The organism is Mucilaginibacter mali, from assembly GCF_013283875.1.
Taxonomy (GTDB): domain Bacteria; phylum Bacteroidota; class Bacteroidia; order Sphingobacteriales; family Sphingobacteriaceae; genus Mucilaginibacter; species Mucilaginibacter mali.
This window is the reverse complement of the sequence record NZ_CP054139.1, coordinates 2,963,260-2,986,678: the sequence shown is the minus strand read 5'-3', so window position 1 is coordinate 2,986,678 and position 23,419 is coordinate 2,963,260. Positions and strand designations below refer to the sequence as shown.

14 protein-coding genes are annotated in these 23,419 nt (G+C 47.1%); 8 read left to right on the top strand and 6 right to left on the bottom strand.

The features are described from left to right. Window positions 1-8: 8 nt before the first annotated feature. Window positions 9-1,928 carry a RagB/SusD family nutrient uptake outer membrane protein gene (locus tag HQ865_RS12730; protein WP_173415259.1) on the bottom strand — a complete coding sequence of 640 codons (1,920 nt, stop codon included), beginning with the start codon at window positions 1,926-1,928 and terminating at the stop codon, window positions 9-11. An 11-nt stretch (window positions 1,929-1,939) separates the two neighbouring features. After that, window positions 1,940-5,227 (bottom strand): SusC/RagA family TonB-linked outer membrane protein, encoded by a 3,288-nt coding sequence (locus HQ865_RS12725; protein ID WP_173415258.1) that lies wholly within the window; start codon window positions 5,225-5,227, stop codon window positions 1,940-1,942. Window positions 5,228-6,006: 779 nt separating this feature from the next. Here HQ865_RS12725 and HQ865_RS12720 point away from each other — a divergent pair. Then, window positions 6,007-7,458, top strand: a complete 1,452-nt coding sequence (locus HQ865_RS12720; RefSeq protein ID WP_202020475.1) for a sulfatase family protein — start codon at window positions 6,007-6,009, stop codon at window positions 7,456-7,458. A 40-nt stretch (window positions 7,459-7,498) separates the two neighbouring features. On the opposite strand, the gene HQ865_RS12715 is transcribed toward HQ865_RS12720, so the two are convergent. Continuing rightward, window positions 7,499-8,230, bottom strand: coding sequence for a GntR family transcriptional regulator (locus tag HQ865_RS12715; RefSeq protein ID WP_173415256.1), 732 nt, complete (start codon window positions 8,228-8,230; stop codon window positions 7,499-7,501). Between the two features lie 339 nt (window positions 8,231-8,569). Between HQ865_RS12715 and HQ865_RS12710 the strand changes: the two genes are divergently transcribed. The 5 genes from HQ865_RS12710 to HQ865_RS12690 all read left to right on the top strand — a co-directional run bounded on the left by HQ865_RS12710 (window position 8,570) and on the right by HQ865_RS12690 (window position 17,648). Beyond that, on the top strand, window positions 8,570-10,372 hold the full coding sequence (locus HQ865_RS12710) for a class I mannose-6-phosphate isomerase (RefSeq protein ID WP_173415255.1): 1,803 nt from the start codon (window positions 8,570-8,572) through the stop codon (window positions 10,370-10,372). Between the two features lie 10 nt (window positions 10,373-10,382). Next, entirely contained in the window at window positions 10,383-12,713 is a 2,331-nt protein-coding gene (locus tag HQ865_RS12705) for a GH92 family glycosyl hydrolase (protein WP_173415254.1), read from the top strand. Window positions 12,714-12,737: 24 nt separating this feature from the next. Then, the gene (locus tag HQ865_RS12700) at window positions 12,738-14,141 is read left to right on the top strand and encodes a sugar porter family MFS transporter (RefSeq protein ID WP_173415253.1); all 1,404 of its coding nucleotides are present in this window, start codon (window positions 12,738-12,740) and stop codon (window positions 14,139-14,141) included. Between the two features lie 4 nt (window positions 14,142-14,145). Next, window positions 14,146-16,506, top strand: coding sequence for a GH92 family glycosyl hydrolase (locus HQ865_RS12695; RefSeq protein WP_237073798.1), 2,361 nt, complete (start codon window positions 14,146-14,148; stop codon window positions 16,504-16,506). A gap of 284 nt (window positions 16,507-16,790) precedes the next feature. Next, entirely contained in the window at window positions 16,791-17,648 is an 858-nt protein-coding gene (locus HQ865_RS12690; RefSeq protein WP_173415252.1) for a metallophosphoesterase family protein, read from the top strand. 176 nt (window positions 17,649-17,824) lie between these two features. On the opposite strand, the gene ychF is transcribed toward HQ865_RS12690, so the two are convergent. Beyond that, window positions 17,825-18,928 carry a redox-regulated ATPase YchF gene (ychF, locus tag HQ865_RS12685; protein ID WP_173415251.1) on the bottom strand — a complete coding sequence of 368 codons (1,104 nt, stop codon included), beginning with the start codon at window positions 18,926-18,928 and terminating at the stop codon, window positions 17,825-17,827. A 211-nt stretch (window positions 18,929-19,139) separates the two neighbouring features. On the opposite strand from ychF, the gene mgtE reads away from it, so the two are divergent. After that, window positions 19,140-20,513 (top strand): magnesium transporter, encoded by a 1,374-nt coding sequence (gene mgtE, locus HQ865_RS12680; protein WP_173415250.1) that lies wholly within the window; start codon window positions 19,140-19,142, stop codon window positions 20,511-20,513. A gap of 75 nt (window positions 20,514-20,588) precedes the next feature. Next, window positions 20,589-21,083 (top strand): hypothetical protein, encoded by a 495-nt coding sequence (locus tag HQ865_RS12675; RefSeq protein ID WP_173415249.1) that lies wholly within the window; start codon window positions 20,589-20,591, stop codon window positions 21,081-21,083. 86 nt (window positions 21,084-21,169) lie between these two features. Here the strand turns inward: HQ865_RS12675 and HQ865_RS12670 are convergent, their stop codons facing one another. Next, complete coding sequence (locus tag HQ865_RS12670; RefSeq protein ID WP_173415248.1) at window positions 21,170-21,496, bottom strand: DUF3276 family protein; 327 nt, start codon at window positions 21,494-21,496, stop codon at window positions 21,170-21,172. A 121-nt stretch (window positions 21,497-21,617) separates the two neighbouring features. Continuing rightward, window positions 21,618-23,408, bottom strand: a complete 1,791-nt coding sequence (locus tag HQ865_RS12665; protein ID WP_173415247.1) for an ABC transporter ATP-binding protein — start codon at window positions 23,406-23,408, stop codon at window positions 21,618-21,620. Window positions 23,409-23,419 lie beyond the last annotated feature (11 nt).

The following is a 23,419-nucleotide window of genomic DNA, read 5'->3' as shown; positions in this document are numbered from 1 at the left end:
TTTATATTTTAATATCCGGGGTTTTGAACTATGTTAGGGCTTTTGCTGATAACCGCGCCTGGGATAGCCTCGTAATACCATCTTGGGTCGAAGGTGTACAGCGTGTTGCGCTCGTCCTGCCTGTCGTCATAAATATATTTAGCGGCATCCTTTACATAAAATTGGTTAAGTATGCGCCAGTAACGGTTATTCATTTCGGTATCGGCAATGCGCCATCTGCGCAGATCGAACCAGGTTTTGTTTTCAAACGCCAGTTCTTTTCTTCTTTCCTTGCGCACGGCGGCAATGTTTAAAGTAGCGGTAGTAGCTAAGGTAGCGCCAGCACGATCGCGAATGGCATTGATATCGGCTAAAGCCTGGGTTTGATAATTAGCGCCCTGGCCCGCGGTAAATAACTCAATGGCGGCTTCGGCACGGTTAAGCAATACTTCGGCATAACGTAACTCTATCCAAGCCTGGTCCGAACGGTTGTTGGCCAGGTCGGTAGTAGCTTTGGTCGGGTCTAAGTATTTGCGGATGGTGAAACCGGAGATACAACCCGCGGTACCGGTACTGGTAAAATAACCACTTGATCCGGCCGGGTTCATTGTTTTGCCGCCGCCGATATCAACCGGAGCAGGTACATCGGTAGCCGAAGAAAGAATAAGCGGAGCCGCAGGATATTGAGCTGGGCCGGTAGCCGGAACCAATTTGTTTAAACCAGCGGTTGTGCTGCCGGTATAAATACCACGGCGCAAATCAATGATCTGGCCTTTAAACGCGTCGCCGGGGAACAGGATGGTGCCTTTAGCGCGCGGTTCGATATTAGCGAAGGGATCGCCGGGGTTGGTATACATAATATAATGGCCGGCGGCATCCAACGATTGGAATGTGCCGTTGGGATTGGTCGGCAGGCCCTCGTACATCTCCACAAAGTCAAGGGTAGGGCAGGTCTCGGCCGAATAGGTGCCGTTCCACATTTGGTGGGGGATCTGGTTGTTATCGTACCAGTGGTCGGCATCGGGATATTTGTATTGGCGTACGAAGATATTTTCGGCACTGTTAACATCTAAAAACAGTTGCGCGAAGTTATTGGCCTGGGCTGCTTTATCTGTAGCAGACCATAAGGTTTTATACAACGAGAATTTACCGTCTAACAAAGTAGCCGCATCATAAGCAGCTTTAAAGTAATCGTTAGCCTTTGTTGCCGGGATACCGCATACCTGCGCGCCGCCGCCGGTAAGGTTGATGGTATTATATTTAGCGATGGTGCCAGCGTAAAGCATCACCCGCGATTTTAAGGCTGCGGCAGCATATTTAGTAGCGCGGCCTTTTACATTGGTTGCAGGCAAATTGGTGTAGGCAAAATCAAGATCGGTGCCTATAAAATCATAACCGGCTTGCTCAGACGAACGGGGGATCTTGAATTGTTCTATTTCAGCAACAATATCGTCGATGGTTTCGCCGGGTTTGGTTAAAACCTTATCCACCAGTGGTACACCGCCATATCGTTTTACCAGCGCGAAGTAGGTAACCGCGCGGATATAACGGGCTTCGCCCTGCCAGTTAGCCACCTGTACGGCACTGAAATTGCCGGCATAGGTAGGTAGGGTCTCCATAAAATAATTACAATCACGGATCAGCGCGTAGGCATCGGCCCAGTAGTTGAAGGTTTCGGTTGAGTTACCCACGTCGCGACTGATGGCTTCGCCGGTATTGGCCGAGGCCGAACCCGCGAAGAATGCCTTGAAACCGGTGGTTGACTGGTATTTAAAATCCTCGATAGGCATTTGCAGGTAAATGCGCGACATATAGGCGTCGATACCGCTCACACTGCCAAACACGTCCTTATCGGTAATAATGTTCAACGGCGGGACGTCGAGGTTTTTCTTGCACGACGCGAACGGCACCATTAGCGCAAGTAATAATATATATAATCTATTTTTCATTTCCTTGATCTTTAAAATTTCGCGGTTAAACCAAAAATGTATGTTTTTGTAAGCGGATAGGCGTAATCGTACTGGTTACTGCTACGTGTAAACTGTGAGGTAAACTCCGGGTGCTCAGGATCGGTATATTTCAGCCCGGTAAATGTTAACAGGTTATACCCGTTAAAGAACACTCTTATGCCCTTTACACCAATATGGCCTAACAGTTTTTTAGGCAGGCTATAACCAACTTCAATGTTTTTTAGGCGCACGTACGACGCGTTAAAAGTATTCCACTCGCTATTGGTTACCGCGTAGGTGCCGGTATAAGAGTAATAGCCTTGCGTCCATTGTGTAGACGGGCTGTATGGGTCAGCGTTCGGATCGGTTGGGTGCCACCTGTCTAAAAACTTGGTTAAGGCGTTACCACCTGCCCAAAGCGGCTGCTGCGCCTGTTCAAATGCCGAACTGGTAACCATAGCCGCGCCCTGGAATAAGGCGTTCAGATCGAAGTTTTTATATGATAAGCCTACGTTTAAACCAAAAGTCATTACCGGTAGGCCCACGGTAGCGAACGGATGGTAGTCATCAGCGTTGATCTGTCCGTCGCCATTCCAGTCGGTGTAGCGGTAATCGCCTACAGTGGTATTACGTGGCACAAAGAACGGGCTGTTTTCAATAGCCTGGTAGTTTTCAAACTGGCCGTTACGGTTTAAACCGAAATAGATATTGGTATAACGGTTAGCGCCGGTACCGAAGTTGTTACCATCGCGCTGAGACCAGTTAAGGTAAGAGTTACCCAGTTGCGCGCTAACGTAGGTTAAGTTCATGATGCGGGCAAAACCCATGGTGCCTTTAAGGTTGTATCCAAACGCGCCGATGTGGTTACGGGTGCTGATATCAAAATCGAAACCTTCGGTACGGTCGGAATTTAAGTTTTGCTGAGGTAAGCTTGCACCCACCACATCAGCCAGCGAGTTTAACTGGTTGGCCAGCAAACCGCTGCGATCGCGCCTGAAGTAATCGAAGGTGATACCTAATTTGCCGCTCCATGCTTCAAAATCGGCACCAATGTCAAATGTTTTGGCTTTATACCAGGTTATGCCCGGGTTAGCTATACCTTTGCTTTGCAGTGCACTTACAAAAGTGCTGCCAAATACCGAGCCGCCCGGCTGTAGCATGGCATTGCCCGAGAACGGATAGTTATAACCGGTAAGAAATTGGTAGCTGGATGCTGAGTCATCACCCAGGATACCGTACGATCCACGGAATTTTAGGTTGGTGATGAATGATAACGGCTTAATGGCTTTGAAGAAAGGTTCTTCAGAAAGGCGCCAGCCGGCCTCCGCATCGGGGAAAAAGCCCCATTGTCTTTCGGCGGCAAAACGCGATGAACCATCGTACCTGAACGCGAATTTGGCAAAATAGCGCGATTTGAAATCGTAAGTAAAGTTACCAATGTAGGCAGCGGTTTTATAGGTAAAGGCATTGCTTTGGCTTTGGCTCATGTTGCCCTGCTGGTTGGTGCTGTTACCCGCGAAAAGCTGATCTACCTGTAAGGTCAGTTCGCGCTGGGCGAAAAAGTTATCGCCGCTGCGGGTGCTTTCTTCGTAAATTAACGATCCCGAAACATTGTGCGTATTATTAAAACTACGCGAATAGCTTAACCAAAACTGGCCCAGCGAGGTTGGGTACTCGTACATCTCCCGGCGCAGCGTGCTTGGGCTGCCCTGTGTGTTTTTTACAACGTAGGCACCGGTAGTGGTGTCGTAATCGTACTCGTTGTAGGCTTTGTAATAGTACTTGTTATCGTTTAGCACAAAATCAAAGCTGTATAATCCTTTTAAGCTTAAACCTTTAACAAAAGGCACATCATATGTAAGGTTAGCCGCGCTCTGGAACCACTTATTGTTTACATTATAATAGCCGCTGGCATCTATTTCTGATTGCGCTACGGCCTGCAACGGCGGGTTAGGCACAGCATAGTAATAAGGCGGGGTATTGTTGGCATACAGCGGGGCTGTAGGCAGGGTATACCAGGCGCTGCGGATCACCCAATAAGTACCGTTGGTTGGATTAGGGCGCACCGTTCTCTCCATCGTACCCGAAAGGTTCAGATCGAACTTTAAGTTGTTGGCAATTTTGGTGCTCAGGTTAGATCGGAAATTGTACTTGTTATAAGTCAGGTCGCCCGATCTTAAAATACCATCCTGGCCGGTATACCCACCACTGATGTAGTAGCTTGTTTTGTCGGTACCACCACTGGCACTCAGGTTGTGCTGTTGTTCGGGCACGTTTGGCCTCATAACCGCGTCTACCCAATCGGTGCTTTGTTTGGTGCCGTTTACATATTCGGCTATTTGCGCGTCGGTAAACTGACGGTTACCTCTGATACCGTTGCCGCCCCTGTTGTGTACCTGTTGCTCGTTAAAAAGCACCATGTAATCTTGCGCGTTTGTGGCTTTCCCAAAGTTTATAGGGCTTTGTAAGCCATAAAAACCGGTATAGGTTAATTCAGGCGCGCCCATTTTACCTTTTTTAGTGGTAATTAATATTACACCGTTAGCGGCTCGTACCCCGTACACCGCGGCCGATGCATCTTTTAATACCGAGATACTTTCCACGTCGTTCGGGTCAACACGGGCGATATCGGGGCGGGGGATACCATCGATAACGATCAGTGGCGAACCGAAGCCACGGATATCGAAGTTGTTGGCAAAAGCGCCGGGTTCGCCGGTGTTTTGCACAACACGCAAGCCAGGCACTTTACCAGCCAGCGAGTTCATAATGTTCTCGTTTTTGGTGGTAACAATATCGGCGTTGCTTACAGATGATATCGCGCTGGTTACCGAAGCTTTTGTTTGCTGTCCGTAACCAACCACAACCACCTCGTTTAATGAGGAAGCTGTTGGCGATAGTTTAGCATTAACCATAGTTTGGTTGCTAACAACTACCTGGAAAGGCGTATAGCCCACCATCGATATCACCAGTGTTTGGCCGGTAGCCGCGTTGATGGTGAAACGGCCGCTGGCATCGGTCATGGTGCCGGTGGTGGTGCCTTTTATAGTTACGCTAACGCCGGGCATAGCTACATCCTTCTCGTCGGTAACGGTGCCACGGATGCTGCGCGAATTTTGCGCGTAAACACTTGCCGACAGCAGCAAGGCTACCACAAAACTCATGGCCAGTATTAGTGATTGCTTAAACCGGTTTAAAGGCAGGGCATAGGGCCGTCCTGTAAATTCCGGCGGGCACAAATGCGGGGCTTTGGAAGTAGTTTGCCATGCCTTTGTGGAGTGATCTTGTGAAACTGGTTTCATAATAAGTAGAACTAAATCATGTTAATGGGTTATAATTTATGTGCGATTAAATGGGGTTGGTGTTAAACATCGTTGGGGTCGCGGCCGCAACGGCGTATCCTGTTGGTTTTTTGGGTGCCGATAAATGGGTAATGGTCTATCATTAGTTTCAATTTTAGTTTTCCGTTTGCAGATATAGGGCAGGCTGACCGGCAGCATTACCATTTGTGTCTGAAATAAAACAAGTATCCCGGGGCACCTGATCAGGTTTGGCTCCAGGGAGGTTGTTGTTGTATCAGTTAATGTATTGGTACGATCATCGTTTGGTTAAATCACTTATCGCCGGCACTGCTAATAATATGATGATCGTGAGGTTTATATGTTATAATGTACAAACATATAAATAATTTTAGTAATCCAAGTTTTTTTGAAAATAAATTTGGCAAGCAGCAACTATGTATATAATAAGTATATTAAGATGCAGACATTACCGACAAATGAGCAGGCAAGATGATTAATGGAAAGTTTTGAGATTAGGCATGCATAATTTACTGTTATTTAGCTGATTGATATTTTAAACTTTGCAAAATAACAAAGCGTATATGTGCTGAACATTAAGGTTAAATAAAATTTATGTTATAATGTATATACATTATTTTACTATACTTGCATAACCAAGTGTTTTATCGATGAACTTACGTGCGTTTTTGATGTGTTTTGCCACCTGTGTATGCTGTTTAAACGGATTTGCACAGCAAGGGTTACCTAAAAAGCAGACTCGCCCCAATATTATTTTCATTATGGCCGATGATCATGCGTACCAGGCCTTGGGGGCTTATGGTTCAAGGCTGATCAAAACGCCAAATATCGATCGTATAGCTAAGGAGGGGGCTTTGATGCAGAGCGCCTACGTTACCAATTCTGTATGTAGCCCCAGTAGGGCGGTTATCCTTACCGGTAAATACTCCCATTTGAATGGTATGAAGGATAATGGTACTTATTTTAACGGCGCGCAGCAAACCCTGCCCAAGATATTTAAGCAGTATGGCTATAACACAGCCATAGTAGGGAAGTGGCACCTGTTCAGTCAGCCCACAGGTTTCGATTACTGGAATATCCTGCCCGACCAGGGGCATTACTATAGTCCGCATTTTTTTAAGAACGGGAAGGATACCGTGTATAAAGGTTACGTAACCGATATCATCACCGATATGGCTATCAACTGGATAGGGGAGCAAAAGGGCAAACCTTTCTTCCTGATGTTGCACCACAAGGCCCCGCACCGCAACGCCATGCCGCCGTTGAAGTATTTGGATAAATTCAGCAATGTGAAATTCCCGCTGCCTTATAGCTTTTATGATGATTATGCCAATAAACCTGCATTGCAGCGGCAAAGCATCACCATGAAAAACGATTTGGATATCCGCTACGATACCAAGATCCCCTGCGATACCTGCCCGGTTACCAAGATAAACGAATGGGCGCCTGGCGAATACGAAAAGGAGCTGGTCGGCCTGAACCCGACCGAGCGTAAAATATGGGATGCCGCTTATCAAAAGGAATACGAAAAATTTAAAAAGTTGCATACTAAGGATGAAATAACACGCTTTCAATACCAGCGCTATTTGGAGGATTACCTGCGCTGCATCATGTCGTTGGATGATAATGTAGGCCGCGTTTTGAAATATCTTGACAAGACTGGCTTGGCCCAAAATACCATCGTGATCTACACATCCGACCAGGGCTTTTACCTCGGCGAGCATGGCCTGTACGATAAGCGCTTTATGTACGAGGAATCGTTCCGCACGCCCATGATGATCCGATATCCCGGTACGGTAAAGCCCGGTAACAAGCTGAATCAGTTTGTATTAAACCTCGACCTGGCGCCGACGATGTTAGATTTGGCCGGCATTAAACCACCCGATGATATGCAGGGGGAATCGATGAAGCCATTGCTGACCAAACAACCATTGGTGAAAAAATGGCGAGATGAGATCTATTATCATTATTACGAATTGTCGTTTAACCTCACCGCCCACTACGGCATCCGCACCAGGCGCTACGCGCTGATGCATTTTTATAACCCGTTGGATGCCTGGGAACTATACGATCTTCAAAAGGATCCGTATGAAATGAAGAATGTGTATAACGATGCGCAATATCAGTCAACTATCGTTGAGTTGAAGGCGCATCTAAAAGCCTTGCAGGTAAAATACAAAGACGAGGAAGAGTCCTTTTTAAAGAAGAAGTAATTGTTTGGTTTAATAATTGGTTGCAGGGGGAGTGGCATTGCTACTCCCTTCTGCTTTCTATGGTGTAAACAAAGCTATCAGCCCGGTAGTAGCCCAGGTTAAATTCGATGGGGCGGTCGCCCTGGTCGTACACAAACCTTTTGCGGAACAACACCGGTTCATTAGGTTCTATCTCTAGTTTGCCGGCTATCAGTTTGTCTGCCGCCTTGGCGCTGATCTCTTCCTTAGAAAGGTTGGCAATCACCGAGTAATCCTTTTCCAAGACCTCGTACAGCGGGCGTTTAAAATCTTCGTCGCCTGTAAGGCCTACACGCGGGTGGAAATAGGATACAAAGTATACAAATGGACCTTCTAACCGGCCACGCAGGCGCTCCAGTTTAAGCACCTTTTTAGTATTGCTGATCTCGAAGAAGTTAGCCACCTGCTCATCGGGCGTTACCCAACTAATGTGCAGTTCGAAGTTGCGGATAGGGATGCCCCTTGCCTGCATCTCCTGCGAAAAGCTCAACCAATTGTTTGATTTTGAACTTACTGAAGCCCCGGCTACCTTGGTGCCGATCCCTTTCTTGCGGATCAGCAGGCCCTCGTAAACCAGTTTATTAAGCGCCTGGCGCAGCGTGGTGCGCGATATGGCCAGTTGCTTGGCCAGGTCAACCTCGTTAGGCAAAAACTTGCCATCGGCATACTGCGGGTCTTTAATAATATTACGTACAAGTTCCTCTGCTTGTATGTGCAGGGGTACCGGGCTTTTGTGGTTGATGGAGAATTTCATTTACGTTTTGGTTCGCTGCGACAGGATTTTACATTATCTCCCGGTCGCATTTTATGGTTTGTATACATGTGGTTGCTAACCGGCATACAATATAAAAACAAATTTAAAAAAATATTTTGTTAATTATATACATGTTTATATGTTTGTACATATTAATCACTCAAAAATAGCTACCCTTTCATCAATCCAATTGTAGAAATTTGAATAACCTTGTATCACAATTTAAGCGTAACGCTTATTTGCCGGGCATAAATTTATGCATGTATATATAAAGGTGAAGACAATCGGACTAAAACAAACGGGCGCTTTGCAACCATACATGTATAATTTACTTTATCTATGGAAATAGACTTAAACATATCAAACAATAAAGCTAAAACCAGGTGGAGAACGGGAATGCAGCCACTGATGCCCGCAACGGCACCGGCAGAGCGGCCCGAGGGGTACGATGTTTTTCCTTATCACCCGGTGGGAACAGGGAAGATACATAACGGATACCCATCGCTGGCTAAATGGATAGCAGGGCAGAAATTTGTAGCGATTGACGGGTATGTTGGCGTGTTTTGGGATGATGTGAAGCATTGCCTGGACGAAGAGTTTAACAAACAAAACCTAAGCGTTAACTGGATCCAAACTGCTGATCATTTAAAATCGCCGGAAGCTGTACAGGAATTAGTATCCCCTTATTTAGGAACGCAAAACTCGGTATGGGGAACAAAATGTCAGCTGCAACTGTCTGATTTCTATAATTTTGATAGCGGCGCTATAGATGATACAAGAAGCGATATCACCATTATACTTGGCGTCGGCGCGGCTTTAATGACCGATGATGCGCAACTGATCTATCTCGATCTGCCAAAAAACGAGTTGCAATTGCGTATGCGTGCAGGTGTTATTACCAATTTGGGCAATAATGTATCTGAAAGTCCGGCCGAGATGTACAAGCGCTTCTACTTTGTAGATTGGGTACTGCTGAACGAACATAAAAAGAACATCCTTAATAAAGCGGCCATCATTGGCGATGCGCAATGGAAGGGTAGCCTGAACTGGATGACTGCCGTCGATTTGAAATCGGCCCTACATCATCTAAGTACCTCGGTGTTCCGTGTAAGGCCCTGGTTCGAGCCAGGTGCCTGGGGGGGGCACTGGATGCGCCAGAATATTGAGGGTATTAATAAAGACGAGGTAAATTATGCCTGGTCGTTTGAACTGATCGTACCTGAGAACGGACTGGTGCTTGAAAGCGATGGCAACCTGCTGGAAGTATCGTTTGATATGCTGATGTTTACTGAACACGACGCGGTTTTAGGGGATTCATCAAAGCGGTTTGGTTACGAATTCCCTATCCGCTTCGATTTTTTGGATACTATCGACGGCGGTAACCTGTCTATCCAATGCCACCCATCCGTTCCTTATATACAAGAGCATTTTGGCGAAACCATTACGCAGGACGAAACTTATTATATCCTGGAACGCGCCGGGGGCGCTAACGTTTATTTAGGTTTCCAGGAGGATATCGACCCGGTAGAATTTAAAAAAGTATTAGAGAACAGCCGCGATAAGCGCGAGGAGGTGGAGATCACCAAATATGTGCAATCCTTCGATGCCAATAAGCACGATCTGTTCCTGATCCCTAACGGTACCGTGCACAGCGCCGGTAAGGGGAATCTGGTATTGGAGATCAGCGCTACGCCCTACATCTTTACCTTTAAAATGTACGATTGGCTGCGTCTTGACCTGAACGGCGAACCGCGCGCCATCAATATCGACCATGCCTTTAATAACCTGAAATTTGACCGCAAGGGCCAAAAGGTGGTTGACGAACTGATATCCAAACAAACCTGCATTAAACAGGGTAGCGATTGGCAGATCATCCACGTACCTACCCATGCCGAGCATTTTTACGATGTGGAGCGCGTAGAGTTTGATACCGAAATCACCCTGCCTACCAATGGGTCTTGCCAGGTGATGATGCTGGTGGAAGGCGAATCGGTAAAAGTGAAAACCGCCGACGGAACCACTGTAGATTATGCCTACGCCGAAACCTTTGTAATACCGGCCGGGGCGAAGGAATTTACGCTGACCAATACCGGTGCCTCGCGCGCCAAAGTGATCAAGGCATTTATTAAACCATTAAACTAACCAACCAGAGATGATACCGTTCATAAAAAGATCTTTACTTGTTCCCGGCCTCATTTGTGCCACGCTGATGGGCAGCGCTCAGCAAAAAAAGCAGCCGGTAGATTATGCCGACCCGTTGTTGGGCACGTCCGAATCGCGCTGGATGCTGAACCCGGGCGCCACAATGCCATTCGGGATGGTGCAGCTTGCGCCCGATAACCAGGAGGGCGTTTGGAAATCGGGCTACGAATACTCGCTGAACAACATCGGCGGCTTCAGCCATATCCACTCGTGGACCATGGCCGGCCTTTCGGTAATGCCAACGGTGGGGGTACTGAATATAAAACGCGGCTCGGCTGATAACCCAACTACGGGCTGGACGACCGGCTACCGTTCAAGGATATATAAAGAGACCGAAAAGGCTAGTCCGGGTTATTACGCGGTAAAGCTGATGAACGGTGATATCACTACCGAACTGACCAGCACTACCCGCGCGGGTTTCTTCCGCTTCAGTTATCCTACCGATGAGGAAGCGCATATATTGATGAACCTTGATGTGCCTTTTGAAAATACCGCCGAGATATTAGATGCAAAGTTCACTAAGGTAAGCGATACCGAAATTGAGGGCTACTCCAAGCAAAAATGGGGCTGGCAGGAATATACTGTACACTTTGTGGTCCGTTTTGACCGTAAGGTAGAAGGCTTTGGCGGCTGGATAGGCAACAAGATCACCAAGGATGTTAAGGAAATAGCCGGCAAGGGCAAGATGGGCGCTTATGTTGATTTCAACGCCAAAAAGGGCGATGTGATCCAAATGCAAAGCGCCATATCGCTGGTGAGTATCGAGGATGCCCGCCTGAACCTGAAGACAGAAATGGATCCGTTTAAATGGAGCTTTGCTGCGGTGCACAACAATGCCCGCAATGTGTGGAACAACCTCTTGAGCAAAATAAAGGTTGAAGGCAGCACCGAGGTAAATAAAAAGAAATTTTACAGCAACCTGTACCGATCTTACGTGGCGCGTACCATTTGGAGTGATGTGAACGGTAAATGGATAGATCCTAATGAAAAGGAACGCCAAAGCGACCCGAATACGCCAATATTAGGTTCGGACGCGTTTTGGAATACGTTTTGGAACCTGAACCAGTTGTGGACATTGGTAAACCCAGATATTGCCAGTAAATGGACACGCTCGTTCCTGGAGATCTATAAATACGGTGGCTGGCTGCCTAAAGGCCCGGCCGGTATCGAGTATTCGGGCATTATGGAGGCCGAACATGAGATAGCGCTGATTACCAGTTGCTACCAAAAAGGCATCCGCGATTTTGATGCTAACCTGGCTTTTGAAGCGATGATGCACCAGCAGACCACGCCGGGTATCAAAACCCCCGAGGGCGGCTTTGCGGGCAATAAGTTTTACGAATCGTACATGAAACTGGGCTATGTGCCGAACGAAGAAGGCCAGGTATCTAACACGCTTGAATATGCTTACGACGACTGGTGCGTGGCGCAATTTGCTAAAGCATTGGGCAAGACCGACGCTTATGAGATGTTTATGAAACGCGCCGATAACTTTAAGAATGTGTGGGACCCATCAGTAAAATACATCCGCATGAAAAACCGGGATGGCAGTTGGGTGAAGGATTGGAATCCTTATTGCTGTACAGCATTCGGCGGCCCGGGTTATTTGGAAGGTAATGCCTGGCAATACAGCTTCTTTAAACCACATGATGTGCAGGGTATCATTAACCTGATGGGTAAGGACGAGTTTAATAACCGCCTGGATGCCGGCTTTGTAAAATCATCAAAATTTAGCTTTAACGCCGATGGCGATATGTACGACCTGGTACCGATAAACCACGGCAACCAACCTAATATGCAGGCCGCCTGGTTGTTCAACTACTCGGGCAAGCCATGGTTGACGCAAAAATGGACGCGCGAGATCATGAACAAATATTATGGTTCGACACCGTACCACGGCTGGCTGGGCGACGAGGACGAAGGCCAGATGGGATCGTGGTTCGTGATGGCAGCTATGGGCTTTTTCGAGACCGATGGCGGCGCGTCTACAAAGCCATTCTACGAGATCGGCAGTCCGTTATTCAATAAGGTGACCATCACACTTGATAATCATTACTATAAAGGCAAAACCTTCACCATCGAAGCTAAAAATACTTCGGATGTTAACCGTTATGTGCAATCGGCCACCTTTAATGGTAAGCCGCTTAACAAGCCATGGGTTTACCACCAGGATGTAGTGAACGGCGGCTCATTGGTGCTGGTGATGGGGCCTAAGCCAAACATGGCCTGGGGCAGCAGGCAGGAAGACGCGCCACCATCAATGTCGGCACCGATCAAATAAATCAAACCCACCAATTTGAAATTAATGAAGAAGCAAAATCAAATAAGCCTTGGGCTGATCACCATTGTAGCCTCGCTGGGCGGCTTCCTGTTCGGGTTTGATATGGCTGTGGTATCGGGCGTGCTGCCCTTTATCGAAAAGCAATTTAGCCTGGGCGCCGGGCAGGAGGGCTGGTTCGTATCGGCCGCGCTAGTGGGTTGTATCATTGGCGTATTGTTCTCGGGCGAGTTGAGCGACAGGCTGGGCCGCAGGGTGCCTTTGCTGTTATCGGCATCGCTGTTCCTCCTTTCGGCCATTGGCTGCGCTTATATGCCATCGCTATCGCTGGTTATCGCTTCAAGGCTAATTGGTGGTATCGGCATCGGTATCGCATCTAACGTAGTGCCATTATACATTTCAGAGATAGCCCCGGCTAATATCCGCGGCAGGCTGGTAACTTACTACCAACTGGCATTAACATTCGGTATCTTGGTAGCATATTTAACCAATTACGGGTTAGAAAATTACGCCGCTAATGCCGCGCCGGGCGCATTATTTAAAGATGAGATATGGCGCGCCATGTTTGGCCTTGGGGTGATACCGGCATTGTTATTCCTGTTAGGTCTGTTCATTGTCCCTGAAAGCCCCCGCTGGCTGATGCAAAAAGGGCGCAAGGCAGAGGGTTTGGATATCATCAGCCGTATCTCGGGCAGTACCGCTGCCGATGTATCGTCGGAACAAACAGCCGCCGTACACCAGGGTTCGTACAGCGAATTATTCGCGCCCGGTATGCGTAAAGCTTTGCTCATCGGTATCCTGTTGCCACTGTTCTCGCAGTTCAGCGGTATCAATTCTATTATTTACTACGGCACCAAGATATTGAATAGCGCAGGCAACTCGCTCAGTACGGCGTTGATGAGCCAGGTGATATTCGGCGTAGCCAATATGTTATTCACACTGGTAGCTATCTGGAAGGTAGATAGCTGGGGCCGCCGGCCTTTATACCTGTGGGGTACGGCTGGCGCGGCTATTACGTTGATCGCTACGGGTTTGTGCTTTCATTTTGGGGCGCCATCGGCCGTGCTGCTGGTTTGTGTGCTGGCTTTTTTGGCCTGTTTCGCTTTCTCTATTGGCCCGCTGAAATTTGTGGTAGCATCAGAGATCTTCCCGAACGCCATTCGTGGCCGCGCGATGGCCATCAGTATCATGACCATGTGGGTGGCCGATACCATTGTGGGCTGGTTGACACCAACCTTGCTTACCAGTTTAGGTAATGCGGGTACGTTTTGGTTCTTCGCCTTCTTTTGTATCGTAGCCTATATAGTGGTTTACAAACTGCTGCCCGAGACAAAAGGTCAATCGCTGGAGCATATCGAGAATTATTGGAAAGAAAAAGGCGTTGATGCCGCTATGGTACAAGGCCAGGATCAGCATATACCTATACATTAAAATAATGATGATGAGCATATTAAAGCGCCCGCTTTCGCGGATGGTGCTTGTTGCCGCTATGCTGACTTTACCGGCCATAGCATTTGCCCAGCAGCAAACCGATCTTACCCAATATGTAGAGCCCCGCATCGGTACGGCCCACTCGCGCTGGTTCTTTTTTACGCCGGGTGCTGTGCCATTCGGTATGGCTAAACCCGCGCCATCAACTAATGGCAGTTATGGCAACGCCCACGGCTGGGATGCCGTGGGGTACGATTATCGCCATACCTCGATAGAGGGTTTTGCCAATTTTCACGAGTTCCAAGTTGGGGGAGTGGTATTTGCGCCTACGGTAGGTTCGCTGCAAACTGTTCCCGGTAAAACGGATCATCCGGAGAATGGTTATCGTTCTGCTTTTACCCATGACGATGAAAGGGCTACTGCCGGATACTATTCGGTACAGTTGAAAAAGTATGGCATTAAAGCCGAACTAACCGCGACACCGCGCGTGGCATTTCACCGCTATACCTTTCCATCGAGCAACGAGGCACATATCCTGTTCGATATTGGCAATAAACAAGGTGAAGGTGGCGAAGTAAAAGATGCTAAAGTTTACATGACCCCTGACGGCCGCATTGAGGGCTATGTGATCACCCGCCCGGTATACGTGCTAAAATATCAGCCCGGCGCGGAAGTGGCCATGTATTTTTCGGCCCAACTGGATAAAAAGCCGACCTCGGTAGGTACTTTTGTTAAAGAAAAAGTGAACCCGGGCGATAAGGAAGTGAGCGGCAAAGGGGCGGGTATCTATCTTAACTTTAATACCGTACAGAACGAGACCATCACCATCAAAGCCGGCCTTTCCTATACATCGATAGAGAACGCCCGCCTTAACCTGCAAACCGAAGCCGCCGGCATGACCTTCGATCAGGCTAAAGCCAAAGCCCATACCGAATGGAACAATTACCTGCACCGTATTGAAGTGAGCGGCAGTACGCATGAGAATAAGGTGAAATTTTATACCGGCCTGTACCATGCGCTGCTTGGTCGCGGCTTAGCCAGCGATGTGAACGGTGCTTATCCACGGAACGACGGTTCGGTAGGGCAGATACCGCTGGATAAAAACGGTAAACCTCAACATAACCACTATAACACCGATGCTATTTGGGGCGGCTTTTGGAACCTTACCCAACTTTGGGCCATGGCCTATCCCGAATATTATTCAGATTATATCAAAAGTCAGTTGCTGATCTACAAGGATTCGGGATGGTTGGCAGATGGTATCGCCAATAGTCGTTATGTATCGGGGGTGGGCACCAACTTTGTGAGTTTGATCATCGCCAGCGCCTATATGTGCGGCATTCGCGATTTTGATATCAAAACAGGTTATGCCGCAGCGCTGAAGAACGAGATAGACGGCGAGAACCGTCCGCATGGAGCAGGTAAATCGGATGTGGCACAATTTGTAAAGAACGGTTACGTGCCACACTTAGATAAGGGCAATGGCGGCGGCGAACTGTGGCAATTCTCGGCATCGCACACGCTGGAATATGCTTACAGCAGCTACGCGGTAGGGCAGTGGGCTAAAGCCTTGGGTAAGACAGATGACTATAACCTATTAAATCGCCTATCAAAAGGCTGGGAGAATATCTACGACCCATCGCTGAAACTGGTTCGCCCTAAACTGGCGAGTGGTCAGTTCATAGATAATTTTAAACCGAGCGAAGTGTGGCGCGGTTTCCAGGAGGGCAATGCGCTGCAATACACTTTCTATGTGCCGCAAGATCCGCAAGGTTTGATAGCCAAAGTTGGCCGTGATGAATTCAACAAGCGTTTGGATAGCGTATTCACCTTCTCGCAAAAGAATGCCTTTGGCGGGGGCACTACTTTAGATGCCTTTTCGGGACTGGAAGCGCCTTATAACCATGGCAACCAACCCAACTTGCATATCTCGTGGATGTTCAACTATTCGGGCAAACCATCGCTTACGCAAAAATGGGTAAGGGCAATCTGTAATGTATTTTACGGTGCCGATGGTATCCACGGTTACGGCTACGGCCAGGACGAGGATCAGGGCCAATTAGGGGCATGGTATGTGATATCCTCTATGGGCCTGTTCGATGTAAAAGGATTAACGGATACTAAGCCGTCATTTGGTATCGGCAGCCCGCTGTTTGATAAAGTTACCATCAAACTCAACTCTAAATATTATAAAGGCAAAACGTTTACTATCGAGACCAAAGGCAACTCGGATAAGAATATGTATGTGCGGTCGATAACGGTTAATGGTAAGGCAGTGCATACACCGTTCATCTCTTTTGCCGATGTGGTGAATGGTGGCAAGCTTTCGTTGCAGATGGGAGCGGTGGCTAAGGATAAGTATTAACTCGTATACTCACCCCGACGACGCTTCGCTGGTCGGCCCCCTCTCTTCGCTGCGCAGAAAGAGGGCAGAAGCAGTATCCGATAAACCCGTCCCCTCTTTCGCCAAAGGCGAGAGAGGGTGGTCGAGCGAAGCAACGACCGGGTGAGTCTTAGCCTTGGTTAGTTCCCGATACGTCATTAACCCTGAGAAGCCCCGGTTTTTAACTCAGGGAGACAGTCTTTAGGTTAAATTGCTTAACATTCTTTTTACATTAGCTATCTATATTTAGCCAATATAAAAACACTATGAGTAACCGACGCAAATTCATTAAATCATCTATTATAGGTATGGCAGGTATTAACCTGCTGCCGGCTGTTAACGCGTTTGCTGAAAATTCGGGCAGCCACCAGTCCGCAAAACCTAATGTGAACTATAAGCTGCGCTTTGCGCTGGTATCCGACGGACATTACGCGCAGCCGGATACCGATTCGGAGGGGTTTTATAGTAAGATGGTGAGCTGGATGCAAAAGGAGCATAAGGATAATCATTTGGATATGGTGATCGTCAATGGCGACCTGGTGCATAACCGTCCCGACTTGTTGCCTAAAGTAAAGTCGACCTACCTTGATAAGATCGGCGTACCCTATTATACCATCCCCGGCAATCATGATTTTGCGGATGCTAAGGTTTGGAAAGATGTTTTTGGTTACGAGGATAAGTACACGGTAGATAAAGGCGATATCGGCTTTGTATTTGCCAACACCGCCGATACCAAAGGTGCTTATGTTTGTCCGGATGTTAACTTCCTTAAGGCGTCTTTCGAGAAGTTTAAAGATAAAAAAATAGTATTCGCTATACTGCACATCCCGCCGCATGTTTGGCTGCCTGAAGAGAAATCGATATTTGTTGAATGTCCCGATGTGCTGGAGTTATTGCATGGTTACCCCAACATCAAAGCCGCTTTTCACGGGCACGACCATTCTTTAGATGGTGTACGTTATACCGGCAAAAATTTCCCGCACCTGTTCGATTCGCATTTTGGCGGCAACTGGGGGACGGAGTATAAGGGTTACCGCATTGTGGAGGTGGGGATGGATAATAGCATTAACACCTACCAGGTTAATGCGAGTATGAACCCTAAGATGAATGCGAATAAGCTGTAGTATTGAGTCCGGAAGTCGGGAAAGACCGCAAGTCCGGAAGATATTAAAAGCAGAAGAAGCGACTGGAACCAGTCGCTTCTTCTGCTTTTATTCCCACATCGTCATTGCTTCGTACCTCGCAATGACGATGTGGGAATATGTTCCGGACTTGCGGTCTTTCCCGACTTCCGGACTATTTACACATTAAACCTAAAGTGCATCACATCGCCATCTTCAACAATGTATGTTTTGCCCTCTACGCCTAATTTGCCGTTCTCTTTTATGGTGGCCTCGTTGCCGTTGAACTTTACAAAGTCATCGTATTTGATCACTTCGGCACGGATAAAGCCTTTTTCGAAATCGCTGTGTATAACGCCCGCGGCTTGTGGCGCGGTAAAGCCTTTAGTGATGGTCCACGCGCGTACTTCCTGTACACCGGCGGTGAAGTAGGTGGCCAGGTTAAGCAGTTTATAGGCGGCTTTGATCAGTTTGTTAACGCCCGATTCAGAAAGGCCAAGGTCATCCAAAAACATCTGTCGCTCTTCGTAGCTTTCCAGTTGTGCAATTTCCGATTCGATCTGGGCTGATATCACCAATACTTCCGCGCCCTCTTCTTTGGCGGCAGCCCTCACTTTTTCTACATAAGCGTTACCGGTGTTAACCGATGCTTCGTCAACATTACAAACGTATAATACTGGTTTAGCTGTTAGCAGCCATATATCGGCAATATATTCTTTATCTTCTTCGGCAACCGGGGCTGTACGGGCCGATTTACCTTCTAATAAATGGTTTTTGTAAATGGTCAGCACGTCGAAGGTTTTCTTAGCTTCCTTGTCGCCTCCTGTTTTGGCCATTTTCTCTACCTTCTGGATTTTTTTCTCTATCGATTCCAGATCCTTCAACTGTAATTCGGTGTCGATGATCTCCTTATCGCGAATAGGGTCTACCGAACCATCAACATGGATCACGTTATCGTTATCAAAGCAGCGTAATACGTGCAAAATGGCGTTAGTAGCGCGGATGTTAGCCAGGAACTGGTTGCCCAAGCCTTCGCCTTTGCTGGCGCCTTTAACAAGGCCGGCAATGTCTACGATCTCGATAACGTTTGGCACTACGTTCTTAGGGTTTACGATCTCGGTCAGCTTGGTCAGGCGCTCATCCGGAACGGTGATCACACCCACGTTAGGTTCGATGGTACAAAACGGAAAGTTAGCCGCCTGCGCCTTAGCGTTTGATAAGCAATTAAAAAGAGTTGATTTCCCTACGTTCGGCAAACCTACTATACCACATTGTAATCCCATATTTTTTTGTTTAGAAACAAGATATTAGAGCCAGGAATCAGGACAAATACATCTTGCATCCTGATTCTAAACTCCTGATTCTTTTAATTAAAAATCGCGCAAAGATAACAGAAAAATCACCTGTTTTTTTGGAAAAATAAACGCACCTTTGCGGGCGCTGTAAAGCAGCATAAAACAAAACAATAACATGTAAAAAACGGAGGGGCTACATATGGAAAAAGAGATGCTGGAAGAAGTAGAACTATTGCTGGAGCAAAATGATGATAAACAGCTTAGCGAGTATCTGAACGATCTGAATATATCGGACGTTGAACAGCTGATAGACGAGTATCCCGAATATGGCCCCCGGTTTATTGAAAGCTTATCTATTAACCGTGCGGTAAATGTGTTCCGCATCCTCGATTTCCCTACGCAGGAGCGTTTCATTAAAAAACTTTCAGGTACCAAAATTGCCGAACTGATCAATGGTTTGCCGCCGGACGACCGCACTGCCCTGTTCAGCGAGTTACATGGCGATACGGTAAAGATATTGATCCTGCTGCTTTCGCCCGAAGACCGTAAGGAAGCCCTTTCTTTGTTGGGCTACGAAGAGGATAGCGTAGGCCGTTTGATGACGCCCGATTATGTTACTGTTAAACAGGATTGGGACATCCCGCGGGTACTATCGCATATCAGGCGCTACGGTAAAAACTCCGAAACTATCGATGTGCTTTATGTGATTGATGATAAAGGGATTTTGCTTGATGATATCCGCATCCGCGAGGTGTTGCTGGTAAAGCCCGAAACCAAAGTGAGAGAGCTGATGGATAACCGCCTGATAGCTCTGAATGTGAAAGACCCGCAGGAAGAGGCCATTAACGTGTTTAGGATGAACAACCGCACAGCCTTGCCCGTTACCGACGATGATGGCGTTATGCTGGGTATTGTTACGGTGGATGATATCCTTTGGATAGCGAACGAGGAATATACCGAAGATATACAAAAGATAGGTGGTACCGAAGCGCTGGACGAGCCTTACCTTGATATTAACCTTTTCCTGCTGGTAAAAAAGCGGGTTGGCTGGCTGATCGTGCTGTTTTTGGGCGAGATGCTGACGGCTACCGCTATGGGGTATTTTGAGGGATCGATAGCGAAAGCGGTGGTGCTGGCTATGTTTATCCCGCTCATTATATCAAGCGGGGGTAATAGCGGCTCGCAGGCATCAACACTTATTATCCAGGCCATGGCCTTGGGCGAAGTTACGGTGAGCGACTGGTGGCGGGTGATGCGCCGCGAGATACTATCGGGCCTGATGCTTGGGGTAACGCTTGGCACTATCGGTTTTATGCGTATTTACGCCTGGACGCTTTTTACACCTATATACGGCCCGCACTGGGCATTGGTAGGATTAACGGTGGGACTGGCGCTGGTAGGGGTAGTGCTTTGGGGGTCACTTGCCGGATCGATGTTGCCCCTGTTGCTTAAAAAACTGGGCGCCGACCCTGCTACTTCATCTGCTCCCTTTGTAGCTACGCTGGTTGACGTTACCGGGCTGATCATCTACTTCAGCATAGCGGTGCTGATCATGAGCGGGACGCTGTTATAAATTTTTCGGTTGGTATTGTTTGGTTTCTAATTATTTATATTTTTATGATAATTAAAAACCAAACATATCATCAAAATGGAAACAACCGAACCTGAAGTTAAAGAACAAGCCTTGCCCGAAGAACCAGCCATGGTACTAAGCCAGGAAGCACAGTATTACTTGCAGCAAATAGGCAAGTGGGCATCGTTTTTAGGTATTGTAGGCTTTGTGTTTTGCGGGCTGTTTTTTATTATGGCTATATTTATCGGGTCGATATTTGCCATGATGTCTAAAATATCGCCTATGTACGCCCAAAACCCGGCTGCCAGTGCAATGGGCCCTATGCTTAGTGTTATTTATATTGTTTTTGATGCCATATACTTTATCCTGGTGTTATACTTGTACCAGTTTGCGGTACGTATAAAAAGGGGCATAGCGTTTGTTGATAACGCTATGGTAACAAGCGCTTTCAGTAAGCTTAAGTCGTTTTTTAAGGCATGGGGTATTATTACCATTGTACTCCTTTCATTTTACGCTTTAATATTTGTCATCGTAGCTATAGTTGGCGTTGCGGCTTCTGCTATGCATTAACAGTCAAAAATACAGGTAAAACAAAAAGCCCGATGATCATGATCACCGGGCTTTTGTTGTTTATTTTTGGTTAGTATGGGTTGGTATCAGTAAGAAAAGTCCTCGTCTGCCGATGCACGGGCAGTTTCGTGGTTCTCGCTAAATTCATAGCGTTTTTCCACCACTTCCTGGTTGGCTTTAATGTAGTCTATGGTGTCTTTTAAACCTTCTACAAATTTCTCAAAGTCTTCTTTATACAGGAAAATCTTGTGTTTAACAAATACTCCATCTTCCAGGCGTTTTTTACTTTCGGTAACGGTAACATAATAATCGTTAGATCGTGTTGCCTTTACATCAAAAAAGTAGGTACGCTTGCCCGCTCTAACCTTTTTCGAATAAACTTCCTCGCGCTCTCTATTGTCAAAGTCTCCCATATATAAGTGTTTGTTTAGTTTGTTTGGGATAAATATATAAATTTTTTCAAGACGCAAATATTTATTTGCATATTATTAAAACTTATACGGTATATTTTTGTATAAGTTACATAAATTTAATTTATTGTTCAGATTCGGCTTCTTCCAGCAGTTGCTTCTCATATAGTTCAAAATAATTGCCTTTCAGTTCCATCAGGCTATCGTGGGTGCCCTGTTCAACTATTTCGCCATGATCCATCACTAATATTTTATCGGCATTTTTTATGGTTGATATGCGGTGCGCGATAATAATACTTGTTTTTCCGTGCATAATATTGCCCAGGTTGTTCAATATTTCCTCTTCGGTGCGGGTATCAACGGCCGAAAGGCAATCATCAAATATCAATATCTGTGGCTGCTTTACTATGGCCCGCGCTATGGATACCCGCTGCTTTTGTCCGCCCGAAAGGGTAATGCCGCGCTCGCCGATCATAGTTTCAAAGCCCTTTTCAAACTCAATAATATTATGATACACGGCGGCATCCTTGGCGGCCTGCTCCACCCGCGGCATATCCAGCACATCGGCGCTGAAGGCGATATTATTGGCAATAGTATCCGAGAACAGGAAAACCTCCTGCGGTACAAAACCAATTTGCGAACGGTAATTCTCCAGGTTTTGTAGCGTCAGCGGTACATTATCTAAACTAATACCGCCGCCGGTAGTATCATACATACGCATAATAAGGTTGGCGATGGTGGATTTTCCTGAACCGGTGCGACCAATAATAGCCACCATTTGTCCCGGCTCGGCGGTGAACGATACGTTTTTAAGCGCCTGTATACCGGTATCAGGGTAGGTGAACGATACATTATCGAAAACGATCTGTCCTTTCAGCTTGCGGTAGTAGTTATTTACCGATACGATCTCGGGTTTGGTATGCAGAAACTCGTTAATACGTTTTTGCGAGGCCGCTGCACGCTGGATCAACGAAGTTACCCATCCCAGTGAGATCACCGGGAACATCAGCTGGTTCAGGTAAACCACAAACTCGGCCACATTGCCGGGGGTTACGTTGCCTTTCATCACCTCTACGCCGCCTACATATATAATAATGATATTACTAATGCCTATCAGCAGCAACATCAGCGGGTAAAACAATGCCTGCACCTGTACCAGCGACATGGACTGCGTTTTATACCCTTCGCTTTCGGCGGCAAAACTATCCTGCACAAAACCTTCGCGCACGTACGAGCGGATCACCCGGATGCCCGAAAAATTCTCCTGCACAAAGCTGGATAGCGATGATAGGCGCTGCTGGATCTTTTCGCTGCGGTGATTGATGATGCTGTTTACATAATAAATGCTGGTTACCAAAATAGGGATGGGGATAATGGAAAAGATAGCCAGCCGCAGGTTAACCGATATCATGGCATAGATCACCATTACAAAAAGCACTACCGTATTAATGGTATACATTATCCCCGGGCCAAGGTACATGCGCGCCCGGCTTACATCTTCGGTAACGCGGTTCATCAGGTCGCCGGTATTGTGGCGACGGTAAAAGGCAAGTGAAAGCAATTGGTAGTGGGCATAGATCTCGTTCTTCAGATCGAACTCGATATGGCGCGACATCAGGATCAGCGTTTGCCGCATAAAAAACAGGAACATGCCACGTAATAAAGCTAAAGCCAAAACCAAAAAGCCAAACAGCATCAGGCTCGAGCCAAAAATATTATAGATAATGCCCTGTCTTTCAAAACCGTTAAACAGGTGATATGTGCCGATATTATCGGTAACCAGGTTAAAAGCAATGCGGATAACCTGTGCCGGTAACACGCCGAAAATATTGGATATGATAACGAATAATATCCCCGGCAGCATGTGCCAGCGGTATTTCCACAGGAATTTATTTAGATATGCAAGGTCTTTCATGGAAAAAGTCC